This window comes from Pseudooceanicola marinus (assembly GCF_002786295.1).
GTDB lineage: Bacteria > Pseudomonadota > Alphaproteobacteria > Rhodobacterales > Rhodobacteraceae > Pseudooceanicola > Pseudooceanicola marinus.
Genome location: NZ_PGTC01000017.1, coordinates 387,798 through 407,802, shown reverse-complemented (window position 1 = coordinate 407,802; position 20,005 = coordinate 387,798). Strand labels below are relative to the sequence as shown.

21 protein-coding genes are annotated in these 20,005 nt (G+C 66.8%); 16 read left to right on the top strand and 5 right to left on the bottom strand.

Annotation, left to right across the window (positions count from 1 at the left end; all coding sequences use genetic code 11):
- Positions 1–14: 14 nt before the first annotated feature.
- Positions 15–1,343, top strand: coding sequence for a trigger factor (gene tig / locus CVM50_RS13850; protein WP_085887001.1), 1,329 nt, complete (start codon positions 15–17; stop codon positions 1,341–1,343).
- Between the two features lie 317 nt (positions 1,344–1,660).
- On the top strand, positions 1,661–2,461 hold the full coding sequence (locus tag CVM50_RS13845) for a glycosyltransferase (protein WP_157792187.1): 801 nt from the start codon (positions 1,661–1,663) through the stop codon (positions 2,459–2,461).
- Between the two features lie 3 nt (positions 2,462–2,464).
- Here CVM50_RS13845 and CVM50_RS13840 read toward each other — a convergent pair whose 3' ends face one another.
- Positions 2,465–2,944 (bottom strand): Lrp/AsnC family transcriptional regulator, encoded by a 480-nt coding sequence (locus CVM50_RS13840; protein ID WP_085886999.1) that lies wholly within the window; start codon positions 2,942–2,944, stop codon positions 2,465–2,467.
- 160 nt (positions 2,945–3,104) lie between these two features.
- On the opposite strand from CVM50_RS13840, the gene CVM50_RS13835 reads away from it, so the two are divergent.
- Positions 3,105–4,394 carry an aspartate aminotransferase family protein gene (locus CVM50_RS13835; protein ID WP_085886998.1) on the top strand — a complete coding sequence of 430 codons (1,290 nt, stop codon included), beginning with the start codon at positions 3,105–3,107 and terminating at the stop codon, positions 4,392–4,394.
- Between the two features lie 117 nt (positions 4,395–4,511).
- Here CVM50_RS13835 and rplI read toward each other — a convergent pair whose 3' ends face one another.
- From rplI to rpsF, 3 genes are read right to left on the bottom strand one after another with little or no spacing between them, the layout of a single operon-like run.
- The gene (gene rplI / locus CVM50_RS13830) at positions 4,512–5,126 is read right to left on the bottom strand and encodes a 50S ribosomal protein L9 (protein ID WP_085886997.1); all 615 of its coding nucleotides are present in this window, start codon (positions 5,124–5,126) and stop codon (positions 4,512–4,514) included.
- A gap of 12 nt (positions 5,127–5,138) precedes the next feature.
- Positions 5,139–5,366, bottom strand: coding sequence for a 30S ribosomal protein S18 (gene rpsR, locus CVM50_RS13825; RefSeq protein WP_005608650.1), 228 nt, complete (start codon positions 5,364–5,366; stop codon positions 5,139–5,141).
- 26 nt (positions 5,367–5,392) lie between these two features.
- Positions 5,393–5,746, bottom strand: coding sequence for a 30S ribosomal protein S6 (gene rpsF, locus CVM50_RS13820; RefSeq protein ID WP_085886996.1), 354 nt, complete (start codon positions 5,744–5,746; stop codon positions 5,393–5,395).
- Positions 5,747–6,151: 405 nt separating this feature from the next.
- Here rpsF and CVM50_RS13815 point away from each other — a divergent pair, with 405 nt between their 5' ends.
- Positions 6,152–6,727 carry a YceI family protein gene (locus tag CVM50_RS13815; protein ID WP_085886995.1) on the top strand — a complete coding sequence of 192 codons (576 nt, stop codon included), beginning with the start codon at positions 6,152–6,154 and terminating at the stop codon, positions 6,725–6,727.
- A 455-nt stretch (positions 6,728–7,182) separates the two neighbouring features.
- On the opposite strand, the gene CVM50_RS13810 is transcribed toward CVM50_RS13815, so the two are convergent.
- Entirely contained in the window at positions 7,183–8,409 is a 1,227-nt protein-coding gene (locus tag CVM50_RS13810) for a cytochrome b/b6 domain-containing protein (protein WP_085886994.1), read from the bottom strand.
- Between the two features lie 390 nt (positions 8,410–8,799).
- Between CVM50_RS13810 and fabD the strand changes: the two genes are divergently transcribed.
- From fabD to CVM50_RS13755, 12 genes are all read left to right on the top strand, one after another.
- Positions 8,800–9,738, top strand: a complete 939-nt coding sequence (gene fabD, locus CVM50_RS13805) for an ACP S-malonyltransferase (RefSeq protein WP_085886993.1) — start codon at positions 8,800–8,802, stop codon at positions 9,736–9,738.
- A 109-nt stretch (positions 9,739–9,847) separates the two neighbouring features.
- A complete protein-coding gene (gene fabG, locus CVM50_RS13800; protein WP_085886992.1) occupies positions 9,848–10,585 on the top strand; it encodes a 3-oxoacyl-ACP reductase FabG in 738 nt (245 codons plus the stop codon).
- Positions 10,586–10,966: 381 nt separating this feature from the next.
- Positions 10,967–11,200, top strand: a complete 234-nt coding sequence (locus CVM50_RS13795; protein WP_085886991.1) for an acyl carrier protein — start codon at positions 10,967–10,969, stop codon at positions 11,198–11,200.
- A gap of 131 nt (positions 11,201–11,331) precedes the next feature.
- The gene (locus CVM50_RS13790; RefSeq protein ID WP_085886990.1) at positions 11,332–12,015 is read left to right on the top strand and encodes a hypothetical protein; all 684 of its coding nucleotides are present in this window, start codon (positions 11,332–11,334) and stop codon (positions 12,013–12,015) included.
- A 184-nt stretch (positions 12,016–12,199) separates the two neighbouring features.
- Positions 12,200–13,459 (top strand): beta-ketoacyl-ACP synthase II, encoded by a 1,260-nt coding sequence (fabF, locus tag CVM50_RS13785; protein ID WP_085886989.1) that lies wholly within the window; start codon positions 12,200–12,202, stop codon positions 13,457–13,459.
- Between the two features lie 2 nt (positions 13,460–13,461).
- On the top strand, positions 13,462–14,619 hold the full coding sequence (gene mltG / locus CVM50_RS13780) for an endolytic transglycosylase MltG (protein ID WP_085886988.1): 1,158 nt from the start codon (positions 13,462–13,464) through the stop codon (positions 14,617–14,619).
- Positions 14,620–14,881: 262 nt separating this feature from the next.
- Positions 14,882–15,217 carry a hypothetical protein gene (locus CVM50_RS21735; RefSeq protein WP_198431903.1) on the top strand — a complete coding sequence of 112 codons (336 nt, stop codon included), beginning with the start codon at positions 14,882–14,884 and terminating at the stop codon, positions 15,215–15,217.
- Positions 15,141–16,493: a DNA-packaging protein gene (locus CVM50_RS13775; protein WP_085886987.1), complete on the top strand. Its 1,353-nt coding sequence runs from the start codon at positions 15,141–15,143 to the stop codon at positions 16,491–16,493. The genes CVM50_RS21735 and CVM50_RS13775 overlap by 77 nt, the downstream gene beginning before the upstream one ends.
- Positions 16,494–16,723: 230 nt before the next feature.
- Positions 16,724–17,914: a phage portal protein gene (locus CVM50_RS13770; RefSeq protein ID WP_085886986.1), complete on the top strand. Its 1,191-nt coding sequence runs from the start codon at positions 16,724–16,726 to the stop codon at positions 17,912–17,914.
- Positions 17,907–18,149, top strand: coding sequence for a GTA head formation protein, RCAP_rcc01685 family (locus tag CVM50_RS13765; RefSeq protein ID WP_085886985.1), 243 nt, complete (start codon positions 17,907–17,909; stop codon positions 18,147–18,149). The genes CVM50_RS13770 and CVM50_RS13765 overlap by 8 nt, the downstream gene beginning before the upstream one ends.
- 23 nt (positions 18,150–18,172) lie before the next feature.
- A complete protein-coding gene (locus tag CVM50_RS13760) occupies positions 18,173–18,736 on the top strand; it encodes an HK97 family phage prohead protease (protein ID WP_085886984.1) in 564 nt (187 codons plus the stop codon).
- 34 nt (positions 18,737–18,770) lie between these two features.
- Complete coding sequence (locus CVM50_RS13755; protein WP_085887277.1) at positions 18,771–19,952, top strand: phage major capsid protein; 1,182 nt, start codon at positions 18,771–18,773, stop codon at positions 19,950–19,952.
- The last annotated feature ends 53 nt before the right edge of the window (positions 19,953–20,005 follow it).

Sequence of the window (20,005 nt, the reverse complement as noted above, 5' to 3'; positions counted from 1 at the left end):
AAGGACAAGCGACGATGCAGGTCACCGAGACCCTGAATGAGGGGCTGAAACGCGGCTACACGATCACCCTCACGGCCGATGAGCTGGATGCCAAGGTCAACGAGAAGCTGGCTGAAGCACAGCCGGAAGTCGAAATGAAGGGCTTCCGCAAGGGCAAGGTGCCCATGGCTCTGCTGAAGAAGCAGTTCGGCCAGCGGGTTCTGGGCGAAGCGATGCAGGAAAGCGTCGACGGCGCCATGAACGCCCACTTCGAAGAGACCGGCGACAAGCCCGCCATGCAGCCCGCGGTCAACATGGTTGACGGCGAGACCTGGAAAGAGGGCGACGATGTCGTCGTCGAGATGTCCTACGAGAAGCTGCCGGAGATCCCCGAGGTGGACCTGAAGTCCATCAAGCTGGAAAAGATGGTTGCCAAGGCCGGTGACGATGCCGTGGAAGAGGCCCTGGCCAACCTGGCCGAGACCGCGCAGGACTTCGAAGCCAAGGACGGCGCAGCCGAAGATGGCGACCAGGTCGTCATCGACTTCCTGGGCAAGATCGACGGCGAAGCCTTCGACGGCGGTGCCGCCGAGGACTATCCGCTGGTCCTGGGCTCCAACAGCTTCATCCCCGGTTTCGAGGAACAGCTGGTCGGCGTGAAGGCCGGCGACGAGAAGAACGTCGAAGTGTCCTTCCCCGAGGAATACGGCGCCGAGAACCTGGCCGGCAAGGCCGCGGTCTTCGAGTGCAAGATCAAGGAAGTGAAGGCCCCGAAGGCCGCCGAGATCGACGACGAGCTGGCCAAGAAGTTCGGCGCAGAGGACCTCGCCGCGCTGAAGGCCCAGATCGCCGAGCGCCTGGAAGCCGAATATGCCGGTGCCGCCCGCGCCGTCATGAAGCGCAAGCTGCTGGACGCTCTGGACGAAACCGTGTCCTTCGAGCTGCCGCCGAGCCTGGTGGAGGCCGAAGCCGGCCAGATCGCGCACCAGCTGTGGCACGAGGAACACCCGGATCACCAGGGCCACGACCACGACAAGATCGAGCCGACGGATGAGCACAACAAGCTCGCCGAGCGCCGCGTGAAGCTGGGCCTGCTGCTGGCCGAGCTGGGTCAGAAGGCCGAGGTCGAAGTGACCGACCAGGAAATGACCCAGGCGGTCATGAACCAGGCGCGTCAGTACCCGGGCCAGGAACGCCAGTTCTTCGAGTTCGTTCAGCAGAACCCGCAGATGCAACAGCAGCTGCGCGCGCCGATCTTCGAGGACAAGGTCGTCGACTATGTCTTCGAGCTGGCCGAGGTGTCCGAGGTGGAAACCACCAAGGAAGACCTGCAGAAAGCCGTCGAAGAACTCGAAGACGAGTGATCGGCCCCACCAGTTAAGTTCTTGCGAAAGCCGCCCCTCGGGGCGGCTTTTTACGTTTCGGGCCAGGCTTGGATTTGCTTCCCCCGCTGCAGGCGGTTTTCGTGCCGGCCAGGTCAAACCGCCGCCGCGCCAGGCGATGGACCCTGGCGTACATACGTCTACGTTCAGGTCACCTTGATGGGGTCGGGCAAATGGTGCTTAATAACGTCAGTCTGTCCGGCGCCTGGTCAGATACCTTGGGGACAGGATGAGGCGCCGCCGGGCGCGCCGTGGGACAAATCAGATCTGGGACGGATCCGATGCTGCGATTTGTGCAGATGCGTTATTCTTATTTCGGGACATCGGCCTGGCGGTCCAAGGCCAGCCGGGACAAGGCGATCCTGTTTGACCCCGACCGTCTTGCCGAGCGGTTCCGGATGTTCCAGCAGATCGCTTTGGCGTCCCTGCGGGACCAGGAGGACAAGGATTTCGTCCTGGGCATTCTGACCAGCGAGGATCTGCCCAAGGAGCACCTGAAGCTTTTGCGCGAAGCGGCCGGTGATGTGCTGGGCGATCGGGCGCGGGTCTACCCCAGGCCCCCGGCCACGGCCGGCGAGGTATTTCGCGAGATCCAGCAGGAACTGGTGGCGGGCCATGGCCACGATCATGTCGCTCAGATCGTTCTGGATGATGACGATGCGCTCTCGGTCGATTTCATGACCGAACTGCGCCGCGAGGCCGAACTGGCCATTCCGCGCGTGCCGCCGCATCGGCCCTATTGCTTCCTGTCCTTCTCTCGCGGGGTCTCTCTGGTCAGCGAGAAGGGGGGCGGCTATGGCTACTACACCCGGGATGTGCCCTATACCAACCTCGGGCTGACCCTGCTGGCCCGGCCCGACAGCCCGCGCAATGTCTATCTGGTGTCGCATAGCAAACTGGCCATCCATCACCCCAGCCGGGTGGTGAACGACATGCGCTTCTACTACCTGCGCTCGATCCACGGCAGCAACGACAGCCGGGGGATCTTCAAGCCCGAGAAGCCGCTCAAATCCTTCCAGATGCGCCTGCTGCGAGAGCGGTTCCCCCTGCTGGCCGATCTGGATCCTCTGCGGCAAGAGGCGGCGCTGGCGGCCGAGTAGGGCTCAGTCCTCGACCTCGGTCAGGCAGAAGGCGGGCAGGGTGTTCTCGTTCTTGAAGGACCGCAGCAGGAAGTTCGTCCGATAGGAGGCGACCGAAGGCCATTCGCCGAACACCTCCTGGGCGAAGTCGTGGTATGCGTCGATCGAGCGTTCCTGAACGATCAGCAGGAAGTCGAATTCCCCCGTGACCGCATGCACCTGGGTGACCTGTTCGCAGGCGGTGATGCGACGGGCGAAGTCCTGGCTGACCGAGGCCTTGGGCGCGGTCAACGTGACCAGCACTGCCGCCGAAACGGGCTTGCGGAACCGGCGGCGGTCGATCAGCGCCACCGCCCGGGCCAGGTAGCCCTCCGCCCAGAGCCGCGCCACGCGCTTGGCGCAGGCCGAGAGCGACAGCCCCACCTCCTCGGCGAGATCGGCATTGGTGCGGCGCGCATCACGTTGCAGGGCCAGCAGCAGACGCTTGTCTCTGGGGTCGAGCATTTCTCTCTCCAATCTCGTCAGGTCGGCACATTTTTATCTCAGCCTTGGCTAGGGAGATATATTTTCCTGCCATTTACGTCGTTTTCAGGACCTGCGCGCCGGTCGGGTGGCTAGTCTTTCGCCAGGCGCCCCGCGCCGGTTTCAACCTGAGGAGAGGCCCATGTCCCGCCCCAACTTCCTGGCCCGCGCCGATACCAGCCTGCTGCGCTATGGTGCGCATTTCTTTGAAAGCGAGATCGTTTCGGCCCATGATGCCTATGTGGTCACCGCCGAGGGGCGGGAGATCCTCGATTTCACCTCCGGCCAGATGTCGGCGGTGCTGGGCCATTCCCACCCGGAGATCCGCGCGGTGATGCATGAGTGGGTCGACAAGGTGTGCCACCTGCATTCCGGCATGCTGTCGGCGCCGGTGCTGGACCTGGCCGAGGGGCTGATCGGCGTCACACCCGAGGGGCTGGATCGTGCGCTGTTGCTGACCACCGGCGGAGAGGCCAACGATGCCGCGATCCGCATGGCCAAGCTGGTGACCGGCGGACATGAAATCGTCAGCTTTGCGCAGAGCTGGCACGGCGTGACAGGCAGCGCCTCGGCGGCGACCTATTCCGCAGGGCGCAAGGGCTATGGCCCGGTCACGCCAGGGAATTTCGCCATCCCGGTGCCGAACAGCTACCGCCCGCGCTTTGCCGGGGTGACGCTGGACTGGCAGGCGGAGCTGGATGATGCCTTTGCCCAGGTCGATGCCATGTCCACCGGCAACCTGGCGGCCTTCATTGCCGAACCGATCCTGTCGACGGGGGGCATCATCGACCTGCCCCAGGGCTATCTCGCGGCGCTGGAGCGCAAGTGCGAGGAACGCGGCATGCTGTTGATCCTCGATGAGGCGCAGACGGGCGTGGGGCGGACCGGCACGATGTTTGCCTTCGAACGCGACGGGGTGGTGCCCGACGTGCTGACCCTGTCGAAGACCCTGGGGGCGGGGCTGCCCTTGTCGGCGGTGATGACCTCGGCGGAGATCGAGGCCCGCGCCCATGAGCGGGGCTTCCTCTTCTACACCACCCATGTGGCGGACCCGCTGCCCGCTGCCGTCGGTTGCAAGGTGCTGGAGATCGTCACGCGCGATGACCTGCCTGCACGGGCGGTACACCTGGGCGCGCATTTCCGCGCCGGGCTGGAGCGGCTGCGCGACCGGTACGAAAAGGTGGGCGACGTGCGCGGGCGGGGGCTGCTTCTGGGCGTGGACGTGGTGGAAGACAAGGCGGGCAAGCGGCCGGATGACGCCTATGGTCTGCGGGTGATGGAGATCTGCGCGCGCGAGGGCCTATCTATGAACATCGCGGGCCTGCCGGGGCTGGCCTCTGTCTTCCGCATCGCGCCGCCGCTGACGGTCACCGAGGCCCAAATCGACCAGGCGCTGGAGATCTTCGGCGCCGCGCTGGCCGAGGCGGAGTAGGGGGGGCTGCCTGGTCACGGGCGAGGGGGCAAGCCCCTTGGCCCGGGGCGGTCGCCGCCACGAAAAAGCCGCGCCCCAGGGGGGCGCGGCTCATGATTTCACGCGAAGACGCGAGGATCAGTCCTCGTCCTCCGAGGTCGCTGCGGCGGGGGCGTCGCCCTCGTCGTCGTCGGAGGCGGCAGAGCCGAGGTCGTCGAAGAGTTCGGAGATCTCGAACTCTGCGGCGGCTTCTTCCTCGGCAGCCAGTTCCTGGATGGACTTGCCCTGTGCCTGGATCTCGGCTTCCTCGGGGGAACGCGCGACATTCAGGATCACTTCGACTTCCACTTCCGGGTGCAGGTGCACGACGGCGGTGTGCAGGCCCAGTTCCTTGATGGGATCGGGGATGATGACCTGCTTGCGCTCGACGGTGTAGCCGTTCTCGGTGGCGACGTTTGCCACGTCACGCGGAGACACGGAGCCGTAGAGGTTGCCGCCGTCGGAGGCTGCGCGAATCACGACGAACTTCTGACCGTCGAGTTTCTCGCCCAGGGCTTCGGCTTCTTTCTTGGTCTCCAGGTTGTTCGCTTCGAGCTGCGCTTTCTGCGCTTCGAAGTGAGCAATGTTTTCCTTGGAGGCGGTCAGCGCCTTGCCCTGCAGCAGCAGGTAGTTGCGGGCGTAGCCGGGCTTGACGGAGACGACGTCGCCCATCTGGCCGAGCTTGGCGACGCGTTCGAGAAGGATGACTTCCATTGGTATCGCTCCTTACTTCACGGCGTAGGGCAGCAGGGCGAGGAAGCGGGCACGCTTGATGGCACGGGCCAGTTCACGCTGCTTCTTTGCCGAGACGGCGGTGATGCGGGAGGGCACGATCTTGCCACGCTCGGAGATGTAGCGCTGCAGCAGACGGGTGTCCTTGTAGTCGATCTTGGGCGCGTTCTCACCGGAGAACGGGCAGACCTTCCGGCGACGGAAAAACGGTTTTGCGGCCATGGTTTATGTCCTTTCTGTCAGGCTGATCAGCGGCGACCGCGGCGCTCTTCGCGCTCGTCGCGTTTCTGCATCTGGACCGAGGGGCCCTCGGCGTGCTCGTCGACCTTGATGGTCAGGACGCGCATCACGTCGTCATGCAGACGCATCAGGCGTTCCATTTCCTGGATGGCGGCGGACGGGGCGTCCGACTTCAGGAAGGCGTAGTGGCCCTTGCGGTTCTTGTTGATCTTGTAGGCCATCGTCTTGACGCCCCAGTATTCGTGATCAACCAGCTTGCCGCCGTTGTCGGAAAGGACGGCGCCGAAATGTTCGATGAGACCTTCGGCCTGCGCGTTGGAAAGGTCCTGGCGCGCGATGAAGACATGCTCGTAAAGCGGCATGTGCACTCCTGTTTCTGTCGAGGCGCATTTCAAAGGGCGGGTCCCAAGTCCTTCCGCGACCCGTCCACGAGAGACTGCGCGGTTCATATATCCTGCGGAAGGAGGCCTCCCCTTACAGCCCTTCCCCCAAAAGGGCAAGCGCCGTGACCCGCCGCAGCCGGATCGCCGGGAGCGGGACCCCTCTTCTCGTTGTTGGAAGTATCCCGGAGTGCGGGGGCTGACCCCCGCCCGGTTTGACCGGAGCTCGTTCTAAAGGGGGAGGCGGCGCACGGATAGGCGGCATTCCGCGTCGCGATGTTCGCAATTCCACAGACCCTGTGGGCTTCTGTGGAATTGCGATCACGCGGCATCGCAGCAACTTTGGCTCCATCGAAAAACGCATCCCCCGAAGGAGGATAGGACCCCATGAAGAAACTGCTGCTCGGCTCCGCCCTGACGCTTGCCGCCGCGACCGCTGCCGTTGCGGAGCCGGTGGAATACACGCTGGACAACACCCACACCCAGATCGTGTTCCACTACAACCACCTGGGCTTCTCCACCGGTTTCGGCATGTTCTCGGGCTTTGACGGCACGATCATGTTCGACGCCGAAGACCCCGCCGCCTCCTCCGTCGAAGTGGCCTTCCCGGCCTCCTCGCTGCTGACCGGCATCGACGTCCGTACAAAGCACTTCCTGACCGGTGACTTCTTCGGCGCCGACGAAAACGACAACGTGTCGTTCACCTCGACCTCGATCGAAGTGACCGGCGAGGACACCGGCCTGATCACCGGCGACCTGACCATCAACGGCGTGACCAACGAGGTCGTGCTGGACGCCAAGCTGAACCAGCTGGGCGAGCATCCGATGGAAGGCAAGCAGTGGGCCGGCTTCGACGCCACCACCACCGTGCTGCGTTCCGACTACGACATGGGCATGTTCGCCCCCTACGTCGGCGACGAGGTGGAAATCGAGATCTCCATCGAGGCCATGCAGGCCGAGTGATCCCCTGACATCAGGGTCCTGCGGTCGGGAGTGCATCCCTACTGCTGGCCGCCGGAGAGGGCCGTCCCGAAAGGGGCGGCCCTTTTGGGTTGGCGTAAGGGCGCCGGGGGGCATCTCCGAGAGCGGACCGTCGCCAGATCGGGGGGCTAGGCTGGTTCGGTTGGTGAGGTGGGCGCTGGCGTTACCCACAGGTCCCGCAGCTGCCCGGTACGCCGCGGCGGTGGTTGGACAGGCCGCGGAGGTTTCTGTGACTGCATGTCGGTGCCAGGATCAGGGGGACGGCGCTTTAGCCCTCCCGTGCCGAGCTGTCGCCATGGCTTTCGTGCGCGACGCTTGCGTACCGCAAGCCATGGGGCGACGCAGGAACGATCCTTTCACGTCCCTGTCCGACAGGAAAAGGGCGCCCCGAAGGCCGCCCTTTTCACCGCTGGCTAAGAAGGGAGAGGAAGGCCCGGTCAGTCGCGGACCGCGGTCAGCTCGAACCCGCCGGAGACGGCAAAGGCGACGGAGCTTTCGTCGGTCATCCCCGCGCCCACGCCGAAGTCGCGGCGGTCGAGGGTAAAGTCGGCCGAGGCGGTGGCGCTGTCGCCGTCGATCGCCAGCTCGAAGGGGAAGGCGAGGGGCGCGGTTTCGCCGCGCAGGGTCAGGGTGCCCTCGGCGCGCTGGCCGCCGTTCTCCAGCTTCAGCAGGTCGGCGTCGAAGATGGCCGTGGGATGCTCCTCGGCCGCCAGGAAGTCGCCGCCAAGCGCCTGGGAGGTGACGGAGCCAAGCGTCAGAGAGGGGATCGAGACTGTCACCGTGACATGGCCCGCGACGCCGGGTGCCGCGTCCTCGTCCCATTCGATCTCGGCGGTCCAGTCGGCGAACTGGCCTTCGACAACATTGCCGAACTGGGTGACCGCCAGCGACAGGGCGCCTTCGGTCACCTGCCAGTCGCCCCCTTGGGCGGCCTGAAGCGCGGGCGCCGGGGCGCTGCCGGCGGCCTCGGGGGCGGAGGGGCGCAGGGCGATGCCGGCGCCGGCCACGGCCAGCAGCAGCACCAGGGCGGCCCCGGCGGGCAGGGCGTGGCCGGGCTGGGTCGCGCTGCCTTCCACGGCAGCGCCGCGCAGCATCCGGCGCAGGGTGGCGTCCCGGTCGATCACATGGTGTTTCAGCGCGCCGGCGATATGCAGCACCAGCACCACCGCCAAGGCCCAGGCCAGTGCCCAGTGCAGAGTGGTGAAGAGGGCCGCGACGGTTTCGCTTTGCGGCACGAAGGGCAGGGACTGCCCGAAGGGCCACAGGATCGGGGCGAAGCCCGCGGTGGCGGCATGGTGGATCCAGCCCGTCACCGGCACGGCGATCAGCAGCGCGTAGAGAAGGTAGTGCACGGTTTCCGCCGCCAGGGCTTCGGTCTTGTGGTCCCCTTTGACCAGCCCGGGGCGCGGCTGCACCCAGGCCCAGAGCAGGCGCAGGACCGACACCAGCACCACGGCCACGCCCATGGTCTTGTGCACGGAAAACAGCGTGGCGGTCAGCGTCACCCGCGCGGCCTGCTCGGCCCCGGTCAGATGGGGGATCTCCTCGGCCAGGGCGTGGGCGTAGAGGCCCAGGGGCCAGGCCAGCAGGATCAGCAGCGCGGTCAGCCAGTGGATGGCACGGGTGACCGCGCCGTAGTGAGCGGGGGAATCTGAAAGGGGCATCGGCTGTCCTCGGTCTCGATCTCGATCCGGCGGCGGCAGGCGCGGCACGGATGGCAATGATGGTTCGGCCCGAATTTATCTGCGCTGCAGCATGGCACAATTCCCATGGCCCGCGCAGTTGATGTGCATCCATGCCGGTTCGCCTGCCGCCAAAGTGATTGGCCGACGTGACTGGCCAAGGTGACTGGCCAACGTGATTGGGACGTGAGCAGGGCGTGACCCCCGGAAGGGCCCGTGCGCGGCAGCCCCTACGTCAACGGATGCCCCGGCGCAGGCCCGCTTTCGCCGCTCTGCGGCGCCGCTTTCGATTGCCATGCAGGGCCGCAGCGGCTATCTGGCGGCGCAACCGAAAGCGAGAGAACACCGTAAACACGGAAGAAGGAGGCGGTCATGAGCCGTGCATTTGTCTTCCCCGGGCAGGGGGCACAGACCATCGGGATGGGCCAGGCCCTGGCGGAGAGCTATCCGCAGGCGCAGGCCGTCTTCGACGAGGTGAACGAGGCCCTGGGCCAGGACCTGTCGGCGCTGATCTGGTCCGGTGAGGCCGAGGAGCTGACCCTGACCGAGAACGCCCAGCCGGCGCTTATGGCAACCTCTCTGGCCGCCTTCCGCGCGCTGGAAGCCGAGGGGCTGACGCTGGACAGCGCGGCCTTCGTCGCGGGGCATTCGCTGGGCGAATATTCCGCCCTGGCGGCTGCCGGCAGCGTCTCCATCGCCGATGCCGCGCGTCTGCTGCGCATCCGGGGCCGCGCCATGCAGGCCGCCGTGCCCGTGGGCGAAGGCGCCATGGCCGCGCTTCTGGGCCTCGATTTCGACACCGCCGCTGCGGTTGCGTCCGAAGCGGCCCAGGGCGAGGTCTGCCAGGCCGCGAACGACAACGACCCCAGCCAGGTCGTGATCTCCGGCAACAAGGCCGCCGTGGAGCGCGCGGTGGAGATCGCCAAGGGCCGCGGCGCCAAGCGCGCCGTGCTGTTGCCCGTCTCCGCCCCCTTCCACTGCGCCCTGATGCAGCCCGCCGCCGAGGCGATGCAGGAGGCCCTGGCAGAGGTGGAATTCAAAGCCCCCGCCGTGCCCCTGGTCGCCAACGTGCGTGCCGAGGCCGTCACCGACCCCGCCGAGATCAAGGCGCTGCTGGTCGAGCAGGTCACCGGATCGGTCCGCTGGCGCGAAAGCGTGGCCTGGATGGCCGGGCAGGGCGTCACCGAGATCTGGGAGATCGGCGCGGGCAAGGCGCTTTCGGGTATGATCCGCCGCATCGAGAAATCCATCGCCTGCAAACAGGTCGGTACCCCCGACGAGGTGCGCGCGGTGATGACCCCCGCCGAGTGAGTTGACCGGCCCGGGGGCATCAGTCGTCGGGCCGCAGAGTATATTTCAGCCAGCAATGGGCAGGGTGGCACGCCCCGTGCCGGCGCCCTGCGGTAAAGGAGTTTGAAGAATGTTTGATCTGACGGGCAAGGTGGCGCTGGTGACCGGCGCCAGCGGTGGGATCGGCGGCGCGATCGCCAAGGCGCTGCACGGTGCAGGCGCAACGGTCGGCCTGAGCGGCACGCGCGAGGCCCCCCTGCAGGAACTGGCCGCGGAACTGGGCGAACGCGCCCATGTGCTGCCCTGCAACCTCTCTGACGCCGAAGCCGTGGACAACCTGCCCAAGGCGGCCATCGCCGCCATGGGTGGCCTCGACATTCTGGTCAACAACGCCGGGATCACCCGCGACCAGATCTTCATGCGGATGAGCGACGAGGATTGGCAGTCGGTGATCGACATCAACCTGACCGCCACCATGCGCCTGTGCCGCGGCGTGATGCGCCCGATGATGAAGTCCCGCTGGGGCCGCATCGTCAACATCAGCTCGATCGTCGGCGCCACCGGCAACCCGGGCCAGGTGAACTATGCCGCCGCCAAGGCCGGCATGGTCGGCATGACCAAGTCCATCGCCTACGAGGTCGCCAGCCGCGGCATCACCGCCAACTGCGTGGCACCCGGTTTCATCGCCACCGCGATGACCGAAAAGCTGAACGATGACCAGAAGGCCAAGATCGACGCGCAGATTCCCGCCGGCCGCATGGGCACGCCCGAGGAGATCGCGACCGCCGTTCTCTACCTGGCCAGCCCCGAGGCGGGCTATGTCACCGGCACCACGCTCCACGTCAATGGCGGCATGGCCATGCTGTGATCCGGCCCCGCGCCGCGTGACCGCACCCCGGGCCTCGTGCCCGGGGTTTTCTTTTGCGTGGTGAGGAGTTGTGTGGGAGTGTGCTGTGAACTTGGCGCTGAAATTCCGGGCGCATGGGAGGCGAAGCGACGCAATTGCCGGGACCTCACGTCTTGCGGAGCCGGGCGTGAGGCCCCAGCTTGGGAATACGCCCCGAAAGCGTTTGCGTTACCGAAACCATGTGCTATAGGCGGCGCAGATTTTGCGGGTAAGGGTCCTTCGGGGCCATGGCCCCGCGCCTCGCGATGCGGGGCGGAAGAGCCCGCAAGGGCATTGGAAGCTGCCCCGCCGGGGCGAGGCAAGAAACGGGCCGTTGGCCCATGTGACGTGAGGGGAAGACCTATGAGCGATGTCGCAGAGCGCGTGAAGAAAATCGTTGTCGAGCATCTCGGCGTGGAAGAAGAAAAAGTGACCGAGAACGCCTCGTTCATCGACGACCTGGGCGCAGACAGCCTGGACACCGTCGAGCTGGTCATGGCCTTCGAAGAAGAGTTCGGCATCGAGATCCCCGATGACGCCGCCGAGAACATCCAGACCTTCGGCGACGCAGTGAAATTCATCTCCGACGCGGCCTGAGGCCAATGACGGAGGCGACGAGCAATGCGCCGTCGCAGCAAGATCGAAAGGGGCTCCTGCTGATGGCGGGGGCCCCTTTTGCATGAGCAGGACCAACAGGTCTGCCAACAGGTTTGAAGGAGGGCGGGATCATGCGGCTTGAGCTGTCTGACCCGATCTGGACCCGGCTTTACGGCCCCTACGGGGTGCGTGACGTCCCGGGGCAACTGGGGCGTTTGGCGGCCCGATGGGACGCGGAAGAGGCGCAGCATCTCTTCTGGGAGGAGCTGCACCACCAGGAGGAGCTCTATCCCGTCAGCTATGCGGCGCTGCCCTGGCTGGTGGAGATCGCCCCGCAGAGCGAGCCGGTGCTGGAGTTCTACGCCCAGGCGCTGTTCTGTGCGCAACGCCGAAGCGACGCTGGCGCACGGTTCCGCGGGCTGTCGCTGGAAGCGGCGGATCACGCCCATCCCTGGTTGCCGGCGGATCGGCGGCTGCGGGAGGAGGACATGGCGGTGCTGGCGGTCCTCGACGCCTGGCTGGACGGCGCGGGCGACGGGCTGGCGCGGCTCTGCCTGGACCGTGTGCCGGCCGAGCGGCCCTTCGTGGCGGTGCAACTGGCCGGCGGCCATGCGGGCTGGCACGGGGCCCGGGATCTGCCGCATGCGATGCAGATGTGGGCCGACGGCGAAAGCCTGACCGCGATCCGGGCGGAGGGCGCCCCCGACGCGACCGACCGCCGCCTGGCCGGGGAGATCGCCCTGGCCATCGGCGACCGTCAGCCCGCCCTGGCCGCCTTCCTGCGCGACTACGTGGCCGAGGCGCCGCCGGCCTGATCCTCTCTTTGCCCCAAGTATCCCGGCCCTGGCCGGGACGGGGGCAGCCCCCGCCATGCGGGATCCAGGGCGCAATCCCCTGCTTTTGCCTGCCCAAAACCGTCAGGGTAAACGCGGAAGTCTTGCCCCGGGGGCGCGCCCTCGGGTAAGAGCGGGCGGAGAGCAAATCAAAGGGGCAGAATACATGCGTCGTGTCGTTGTTACCGGTCTGGGCCTGGTGACCCCGCTGGCCTGCGGAGTCGAGGAAAGCTGGAGCCGGATCCTGGAAGGCAAATCGGGCGCCGGTCCGATCACCCAGTTTGATACCGAAGGCCTGGCCACCACCTATGCCTGCGAGGTCCCGCGCGGGGATGGCACCGACGGCACCTTCAACGCCGACCAGTGGCTGGCCCCGAAGGAACAGCGCAAGATCGACACCTTCATCCTGTTCGGCCTGGCGGCCGCGCAGATGGCCGTCGAGGACGCCGGCTGGACCCCCGAGGACACCGAGGCCCTGGAACGCACCGGCGTCCTGATCGGCTCGGGCATCGGTGGTCTGAACTCCATCGCCAATACCGCCGTGATGATGGAAGAAAAGGGCCCGCGCCGCGTGTCGCCCTTCTTCGTCCCCGGCGCGCTGATCAACCTGATCTCCGGTCAGGTGTCGATCAAATACGGCTTCAGGGGCCCGAACCATTCGGTCGTGACCGCCTGTTCGACGGGCGCCCATGCCATCGGTGACGCCGCCCGGCTGATCCAGTGGGGCGACGCGGACGTGATGGTCGCCGGTGGCGCCGAGGCCGCGATCTGCAAGATCGGCATCGCGGGCTTCAACGCCTGCAAGGCCCTGTCGACCAAGCGCCCCGACGAGCCCGAGAAAGCCAGCCGCCCCTATGACGCCGACCGCGACGGTTTCGTCATGGGCGAAGGCGCCGGCATCGTCGTGCTGGAAGAATACGAACACGCCGTGGCGCGTGGCGCGAAGATTTACGGCGAGTACCTGGGCTATGGTCTGTCGGGCGACGCCTACCACATCACCGCGCCCTCCGAAGACGGCGACGGCGCGCGGCGCTGCATGGAAATGGCGCTGAAGCGCGCAGGCCTGACCGCCGCCGACGTGGATTACGTCAACGCGCACGGCACCTCGACCATGGCCGACACGATCGAGTTGGGCGCGGTGGAGCGTCTGATGGGCGATCACGCCTCCGAGGTCACCATGTCCTCGACGAAATCCGCGACCGGCCACCTTCTGGGGGCGGCTGGCGCGATCGAGGCAATCTTCTCGATTCTGGCGATCCGTGACCAGGTGGCGCCGCCGACCATCAACCTCGAAAACCTCGCGGTCGAGACCAAGATGGACCTGGCGCCCAATGCGAAGGTGGAACGCAAGATCGACGTGGCCCTGTCCAACAGCTTTGGCTTCGGCGGGACCAACGCCTCGCTGGTCTTCGGCAAGGTGCGCTGATCATGTGGAAATCCGTGGCCTCCAACGGCTTCACCCTGCTGATCGTGGGCGTCTTCCTGCTGGCGGGCGCCCTGATCTGGGGGCAGCGGCAATACGTGGAGCCGGGTCCGCTGGCCGAGGCGATCTGCCTTCAGGTGGATCGTGGCTCCAACATGCGCGTGGTCAGTGCCAATCTGGAAGAGCAGGGCGCGGTGACCCATGCCCCGATCTTCCGCATCGGCGCCGACTATGCCGAGAAGGCCGATGACCTGAAGGCGGGGGCCTTCCTGGTGCCCGCCGGTGCCTCCATGGAAGAGATCGTTGACATCGTGACCCGGGGCGGTGCCTCCACCTGTGGGACCGAGATCGTCTATCGCGTCGGCGTCCGCCAGTCGGACGTCCTGGTGCGCGAGCTGGATCCGGCCACCACCCGTTTCGTCGAGCGCGCCCGTTTCGTGCCCGGCGAGGTGGAAGAGGTGCCCGCGGCCTTCACCGAGGTTCAGGCCTCTGCCGACACGCGGTTCCGGCTGCAGATGGCCGAGGGCGTGACCTCCTGGCAGGTGGTGCAACTGCTGAACGCCATCGAGGAACTGCAGGGCACCATCGAGGAGATCCCGGCCGAGGGCAGCCTGGCCCCCGACAGCTACGAGTTCTCGCGTGGCGAGCCGGTGGCCGAGGTTGTCGAGGAAATGCAGGCGCGTCAGAGCACGATCCTGGCCGAAGCCTGGTCGAACCGGGTGGAGGACCTGCCTCTGGCGACGCCGCAGGAGGTGCTGATCATGGCCTCGATCATCGAGAAGGAGACCGCCGTGCCGGACGAGCGCCGGGCCGTCGCCTCCGTCTTCGAGAACCGGCTGAAGCGCGGCATGCGCCTGCAGACGGACCCGACGGTGATCTATGGCGTGACCAATGGCCAGGGCGTCCTGGACCGGGGCCTGCGCCAGAGTGAGCTGCGCGGCGAGACGCCCTACAACACCTATGTCATCGACGGTCTGCCGCCGACGCCGATCGCCAACCCGGGGCGCGCCTCGATCGAGGCGGCGGTGAACCCCGAGGCCACCGACTACGTCTACTTCGTGGCTGATGGCACCGGTGGTCACGCCTTCGCGGAGACCCTGGATGAGCATAACCGCAACGTCGCGCGCTGGCGCGAGATCGAGGCGGAGCGGGCCAACCAGTAGGTTCGGATCGCTGCGGCGTTGAATGAAGATCTATGCGCAACCCGTTGCAATTGCAGCGGGTTGTCGCGTTTCCGGGGCCGCGTCTTAACGGAATCTTGCAGCGGCCGTCCGGTGCCCCGGTTTGACACAACGCACGGTCTCGCCTATAGGTTGTGACATGCTGGAACAAGTGAGCGAACGGCCCGGGGGCATCCCCAGGGCCGTTTTTTCGTGCGGCTCGTGTCGGGGGGACAACGATAATGCGCGAGGCAAAGAACAGACGATGGACAATATCGCAGAACAAGAAGCTCGGCTGCGGGACGCGGTCGAGACGGTCGAACGGCAAATGCGCGACATCTCGGCAGATCTGGAACGTGTGCAGGACAGGGTGCGCGCGGGAGAGGTCGACGGCGTCAAGGACGCCACCCGGATGTGTACGGAAATCCGGAGCTGGGTCCGGTTTGTATTGGAGATGGAGGCTAAACTCGATGGAGTACGACAGCGGAACGGGACAGGGAGCGGGGGAGACGAAATCGACCTCGATGCCGCAAGGGCTTCGATCGGGTGCCGCCTGGATCGCCTCCGCAGATGCGGATGTACAGAAACGGTTCCTGGATGACCTTGATGAGGGAGAGCTTCGTGCTCTCCCTTTTTTATTCGAGTTCTGGGCGATGCCGCATCAGCTGCCGCCCGAGGGCACCTGGCGGTCCTGGGTGATCCTGGGGGGGCGCGGGGCCGGCAAGTCGCGCGCCGGGTCGGAATGGGTGCGCGCCCAGGTCGAGGGGGCGCGTCCCTGCGATCCGGGGCGCTGCAGCCGGTTGGCCCTTGTGGGGGAGACCTACGACCAGGTGCGCGACGTGATGATTTTCGGCGAAAGTGGCATCTTGGCCTGCTCGCCACCCGACCGCCGGCCCGAGTGGCAAGCCAGCCGGCGCCGGTTGGTCTGGCCCAACGGGGCGGAGGCCATGGCCTTCTCCGCCGGCGATCCCGAGGCCCTGCGCGGGCCGCAGTTCGATGGTGCCTGGGTCGATGAGCTGGCCAAGTGGAAGCGGGCGGAGGCGACCTGGGACATGCTGCAGTTCGCCCTGCGCCTGGGAGAGGATCCCCGCGTGTGCGTCACCACCACGCCGCGCAACGTGGGCGTGCTGAAGCGGCTGCTGGACAGCCCGTCGACGGTCACGACCCATGCACCGACGGAGGCCAACCGGGCCAATCTGGCCGAGAGTTTCCTGGAGGAGGTGCGCGCGCGCTACGCCGGGACCCGCATGGGGCGGCAGGAGCTGGATGGGTTGATGATGGGCGAGGCGGAGGGCGCGCTCTGGACCGGGGCGATGCTGGCCGCGGCGCAGGTTGACGCTGTGCCCGAGTTGGACCGGGTGGTGGTGGCGGTCGATCCACCGGTGACGGGGCACGCCGGGTCGGACGAATGCGGGATCGTGGTGGCCGGCCTGCGCGCACGGGGGCCGGTGCAGGACTGGCGGGCCTATGTGCTGGAAGATGCCAGCCTGCGCGCCGCCAGTCCGGTGCAATGGGCCGAGGCGGCTATTGCCGCGATGGAACGCCATGGCGCGGATCGCATCGTGGCCGAGGTGAACCAGGGCGGCGATCTGGTGGAGGCCGTGGTGCGCCAGGTCGATCCTCTGGTGCCGCTGAAACAGGTCCGTGCCGTGCGGGGCAAAGCCGCCCGGGCGGAGCCTGTGGCGGCGCTTTACGAGCAGGGGCGCGTGTTGCACGTCCGGGGCCTGGGTGCGCTGGAGGACCAGCTGGCGCAGATGACGCGGCAGGGTTGGGAAGGGCTGGGCAGCCCGGATCGGTTGGATGCCCTGGTCTGGGCGCTGCATGAGCTGATGCTGAGTGCCGCCCCGCGCAAGAAGCCGCAGTTGCGGGTGCTTTAGGGTGATTTGCAAAGCCTCCGTGGCTTTGCAGCAAAGTGCGAAAGGGGCGTCGATCCGGGAGGGTCGGCGCCCTTTTTCGTTTTCGGAACAGCGTGTTGAGAGGTGAGGGCCGGGGCAGCGCACGGTGACCGAGGCGCTTCTTAAGAAATTGATCAGAGATTTCTTCGCAACGGAGCGCCGACATGCGGTGCCCGGCAGGCAACGACCGCAAGGCAATGAAGGAGAGACGCATGGGGGTCATCGACTATTTCCGTCGCGACAGCGCAGGCCCGGTCACCGCACCGGAGCGCAAGGCCTCGGCCACGGGACGGGTGATCGCCTATCACTCCGCCGGGCGTGTCACCTGGAGCCCCCGGGATGCGGCCTCTCTGACACGAACCGGGTTCGCCGGCAATCCGGTGGGGTTCCGTGCGGTTAAGATGATCGCCGAGGCCGCCGCCGCCCTGCCGCTGGTGCTGCAGGACGCAGAGCGCCGCTATGCGGAGCATCCGGTACTGCGCCTCTTGCGGGCGCCGAACCCGGCGCAGGGGCGGGCCGAGCTGCTGGAAAGCCTTTACGGGCAGATCCTGCTGACGGGCAACGGCTACCTGGAGGCGGTCGCGGCCGATGAGGGCACCCCGGTGGAGCTGCATGTGCTGCGCTCGGACCGGATGAGCCTGGTGCCCGGCGCCGATGGCTGGCCGGTGGCCTTTGAATACCAGGTGGGCGGGCGCAAGCACCGGTTCGACGTGACCGGACCGCGGGCGCCGATCTGCCACCTGAAGAGCTTTCATCCGCAGGACGATCACTACGGCCTATCGCCGATGCAGGCGGCGGCCCAGGCGGTCGACGTGCACAACAGCGCCTCGCGCTGGTCCAAGGCGCTGCTGGACAATGCCGCACGTCCTTCGGGGGCGATCGTCTACAGCGGCGTCGACGGCGAGGGCGTCATGAGTGCAGACCAGTACGACCGCCTGGTCAGCGAGATGGAGATGCACCACCAGGGCGCCGCCAATGCCGGGCGGCCGATGCTGCTGGAAGGCGGGCTGGACTGGAAGCCCATGGGATTCAGCCCCTCCGACATGGAGTTCCAGAAGACCAAGGAGGCCGCCGCGCGGGAGATCGCCCTGGCCTTCGGTGTGCCGCCCATGCTGATCGGGATCCCCGGCGAGGCGACCTATGCCAACTACCAGGAGGCGCATCGGGCCTTCTACCGGCTGACGGTGCTGCCCCTGGCGACCCGCGTCACCGCCGCGATCGGCGAGTGGCTGGAGCGGTTCAGCGGGGAGGATCTGCGGCTGGGTCCCGACCTGGATCACGTGCCCGCCCTGGCGGCCGAGCGGGATGCGCAATGGAACCGGGTGGCCAATGCCGACTTCCTGTCGCGGGCCGAGAAACGCGCCCTGTTGGGGCTGCCGGTCGAGGACACCGGTGATGAGTGAGGTCCGCGACCCGCGGCGTACGGGCGGCTACGAGGCCTTCGAGTGCGGCCCCTCGCTGCGGCTGGAGGCGCATGAGCGCCTGTCGCGAATGCAGATCGAGGGGCTGCACGGCCGGATCGAACGGCTGGAGCAGTTGGTGGAACGCCTGGAAAAACGCCTGTGGCTGACCGTCTTCGGCATCGTCGGCGTGATCCTGGCGCAGGCCTTCCAGTCAATCATCGAACAGCTGCCGTGATGCGGCGTGGGATGGAGAGAGTGATGGATACTCAGGGGTTTACCGGTCTGGAGTGCAAGTTCCACCGCTTCGACGCCGAGCTGGTGGTGGATGCGGACGGGTTGCAGATCGAGGGCTACGCCTCGCGGTTCGGCACCTGTGACCAGGGCGGCGACGTGGTGGCCAAGGGCGCCTATGCGGGCTCGCTGTCGCGGATCGCGGCCGAGGGGCGGCGGGTGAAGATGCTGTGGCAGCACGACCCGGCCCAGCCGATCGGCGTCTGGGAAGAGATCCGCGAGGACGAAACCGGCCTGTGGGTGAAGGGACGCCTGCTGGACAGCGTCGCGAAGGGCCGGGAGGCCGCCGCCCTGGTGCGCGCCGGCGCCATCGACGGGCTGTCCATCGGTTATCGCACCAAGCGGGCTGCGAAGGACGAGGGGGGCCGCAGGCTCCTGACGGAACTGGAGCTTTGGGAGGTGTCCCTGGTGACCTTCCCGATGCTGCCCAGTGCGCGGGTCGCGGCCAAGGGGGACACCCTGACCGACGACGCCCTGCGCGAAGTGGCAGCGGCCTTTCGGGCCGCAGGCGCCGAATTGGGCGAGTGCTGAGGCGCTCTCTCACGATCCATCGGAGGAGATGATGATGGGGAATACCGAGACCAGTCCTCGGACCGGGGAGTGCCTCTCCCCGGTGGCCGAGGTGAAATCCGCAATTTCGGATTTCATGCGGGAGTTCAAGGGTTTCCGCTCCGATATTGATGCACGACTTCAACAACAGGAAAGCCGACTGACCATGCTTGATCGCAAATCCCTGACCGCGGCGCGTCCGGCGCTTGCCTCTGCCGCCGAAACCGAGGCCCCGCATCAGAAGGCCATCGGCGCCTACCTGCGGACCGGCGACGACGACGGCCTGCGCGGCCTGGAACTTGAAGGCAAGGCCCTGGCCATCTCCGGTGACGGCGGCTATCTGCTGGACCCGCAGACCTCGGACAAAATCAGTTCCTCCCTGCTGGGGGCGGCCTCGATCCGGCAGATCGCCAACGTGGTGCATGTGAACGCCACCTCCTACGATGTGCTGGTCGACACCACGGACATGGGCGCCGGCTGGAACGACGAGACCAGCGTGACCGAGACTACGACACCGGGCGTCGATCGCATCTCGATCGAGCTGTTCGAGCTGTCCGCCCTGCCAAAGGCAAGCCAGCGCCTGCTGGACGACAGCGCCTTCGACGTCGAGGGCTGGCTGGCTGAGCGCATCAGCGACAAGTTCGCCCGCGCCGAGGCCGACGCTTTCATCAACGGCGATGGCACCGACAAGCCGACCGGTTTCCTCACCCAGACCAAGGTGGCCGAGGACAGCTGGTCCTGGGGCAACCTGGGCTATGTGGTGACCGGCACCTCGGGCGATTTCGACGCGACGAACCCGGCCGACGCGATCGTCGACCTGGTCTATTCGCTGGGTGCGCGCTACCGCGCCAACGGGACCTTCGTGATGAATTCGAAGACCGCAGGCGCCGTGCGCAAGCTGAAGGACCTCGACGGCCGTTTCCTGTGGTCGGACGGGCTGTCGGCCGGGGAACCCGCGCGCCTGATGGGCTATCCGGTGCTGATCGCCGAGGACATGCCCGACATCGCTGGCGGCAGCTATTCCATCGCCTTCGGGGACTTCCGCGCCGGCTACACCGTGGCGGAGCGCCCCGACCTGCGCGTGCTGCGCGACCCGTTCAGCGCCAAGCCCCACGTGCTGTTCTATGCCACCAAGCGTGTCGGCGGGGATGTCAGCGATTTTGCCGCGATCAAGCTGCTGAAGTTCGCCATCTCCTGAGGCGTGACGGATCGGCAGGGCCGGGTGACCGGCCCTGTCGGGCGCGTGTCTCT

Coding starts and splice junctions, on each gene's coding strand:
- CVM50_RS13845 (WP_157792187.1), top strand. CDS start 1,661: ATGCGTTATTCTTATTTCGGGACATCGGCCTGGCGGTCCAAGGCCAGC.
- CVM50_RS13760 (WP_085886984.1), top strand. CDS start 18,173: ATGGATACTCAGGGGTTTACCGGTCTGGAGTGCAAGTTCCACCGCTTC.
- CVM50_RS13835 (WP_085886998.1), top strand. CDS start 3,105: ATGTCCCGCCCCAACTTCCTGGCCCGCGCCGATACCAGCCTGCTGCGC.
- rpsF (WP_085886996.1), bottom strand. CDS start 5,746: ATGCCGCTTTACGAGCATGTCTTCATCGCGCGCCAGGACCTTTCCAAC.
- fabD (WP_085886993.1), top strand. CDS start 8,800: ATGAGCCGTGCATTTGTCTTCCCCGGGCAGGGGGCACAGACCATCGGG.
- CVM50_RS13765 (WP_085886985.1), top strand. CDS start 17,907: ATGAGTGAGGTCCGCGACCCGCGGCGTACGGGCGGCTACGAGGCCTTC.
- CVM50_RS13795 (WP_085886991.1), top strand. CDS start 10,967: ATGAGCGATGTCGCAGAGCGCGTGAAGAAAATCGTTGTCGAGCATCTC.
- CVM50_RS13770 (WP_085886986.1), top strand. CDS start 16,724: ATGGGGGTCATCGACTATTTCCGTCGCGACAGCGCAGGCCCGGTCACC.
- rpsR (WP_005608650.1), bottom strand. CDS start 5,366: ATGGCCGCAAAACCGTTTTTCCGTCGCCGGAAGGTCTGCCCGTTCTCC.
- CVM50_RS21735 (WP_198431903.1), top strand. CDS start 14,882: ATGGACAATATCGCAGAACAAGAAGCTCGGCTGCGGGACGCGGTCGAG.
- CVM50_RS13790 (WP_085886990.1), top strand. CDS start 11,332: ATGCGGCTTGAGCTGTCTGACCCGATCTGGACCCGGCTTTACGGCCCC.
- rplI (WP_085886997.1), bottom strand. CDS start 5,126: ATGGAAGTCATCCTTCTCGAACGCGTCGCCAAGCTCGGCCAGATGGGC.
- CVM50_RS13755 (WP_085887277.1), top strand. CDS start 18,771: ATGGGGAATACCGAGACCAGTCCTCGGACCGGGGAGTGCCTCTCCCCG.
- CVM50_RS13810 (WP_085886994.1), bottom strand. CDS start 8,409: ATGCCCCTTTCAGATTCCCCCGCTCACTACGGCGCGGTCACCCGTGCC.
- fabG (WP_085886992.1), top strand. CDS start 9,848: ATGTTTGATCTGACGGGCAAGGTGGCGCTGGTGACCGGCGCCAGCGGT.
- CVM50_RS13840 (WP_085886999.1), bottom strand. CDS start 2,944: ATGCTCGACCCCAGAGACAAGCGTCTGCTGCTGGCCCTGCAACGTGAT.
- fabF (WP_085886989.1), top strand. CDS start 12,200: ATGCGTCGTGTCGTTGTTACCGGTCTGGGCCTGGTGACCCCGCTGGCC.
- CVM50_RS13815 (WP_085886995.1), top strand. CDS start 6,152: ATGAAGAAACTGCTGCTCGGCTCCGCCCTGACGCTTGCCGCCGCGACC.
- tig (WP_085887001.1), top strand. CDS start 15: ATGCAGGTCACCGAGACCCTGAATGAGGGGCTGAAACGCGGCTACACG.
- CVM50_RS13775 (WP_085886987.1), top strand. CDS start 15,141: ATGCCGCAAGGGCTTCGATCGGGTGCCGCCTGGATCGCCTCCGCAGAT.
- mltG (WP_085886988.1), top strand. CDS start 13,462: ATGTGGAAATCCGTGGCCTCCAACGGCTTCACCCTGCTGATCGTGGGC.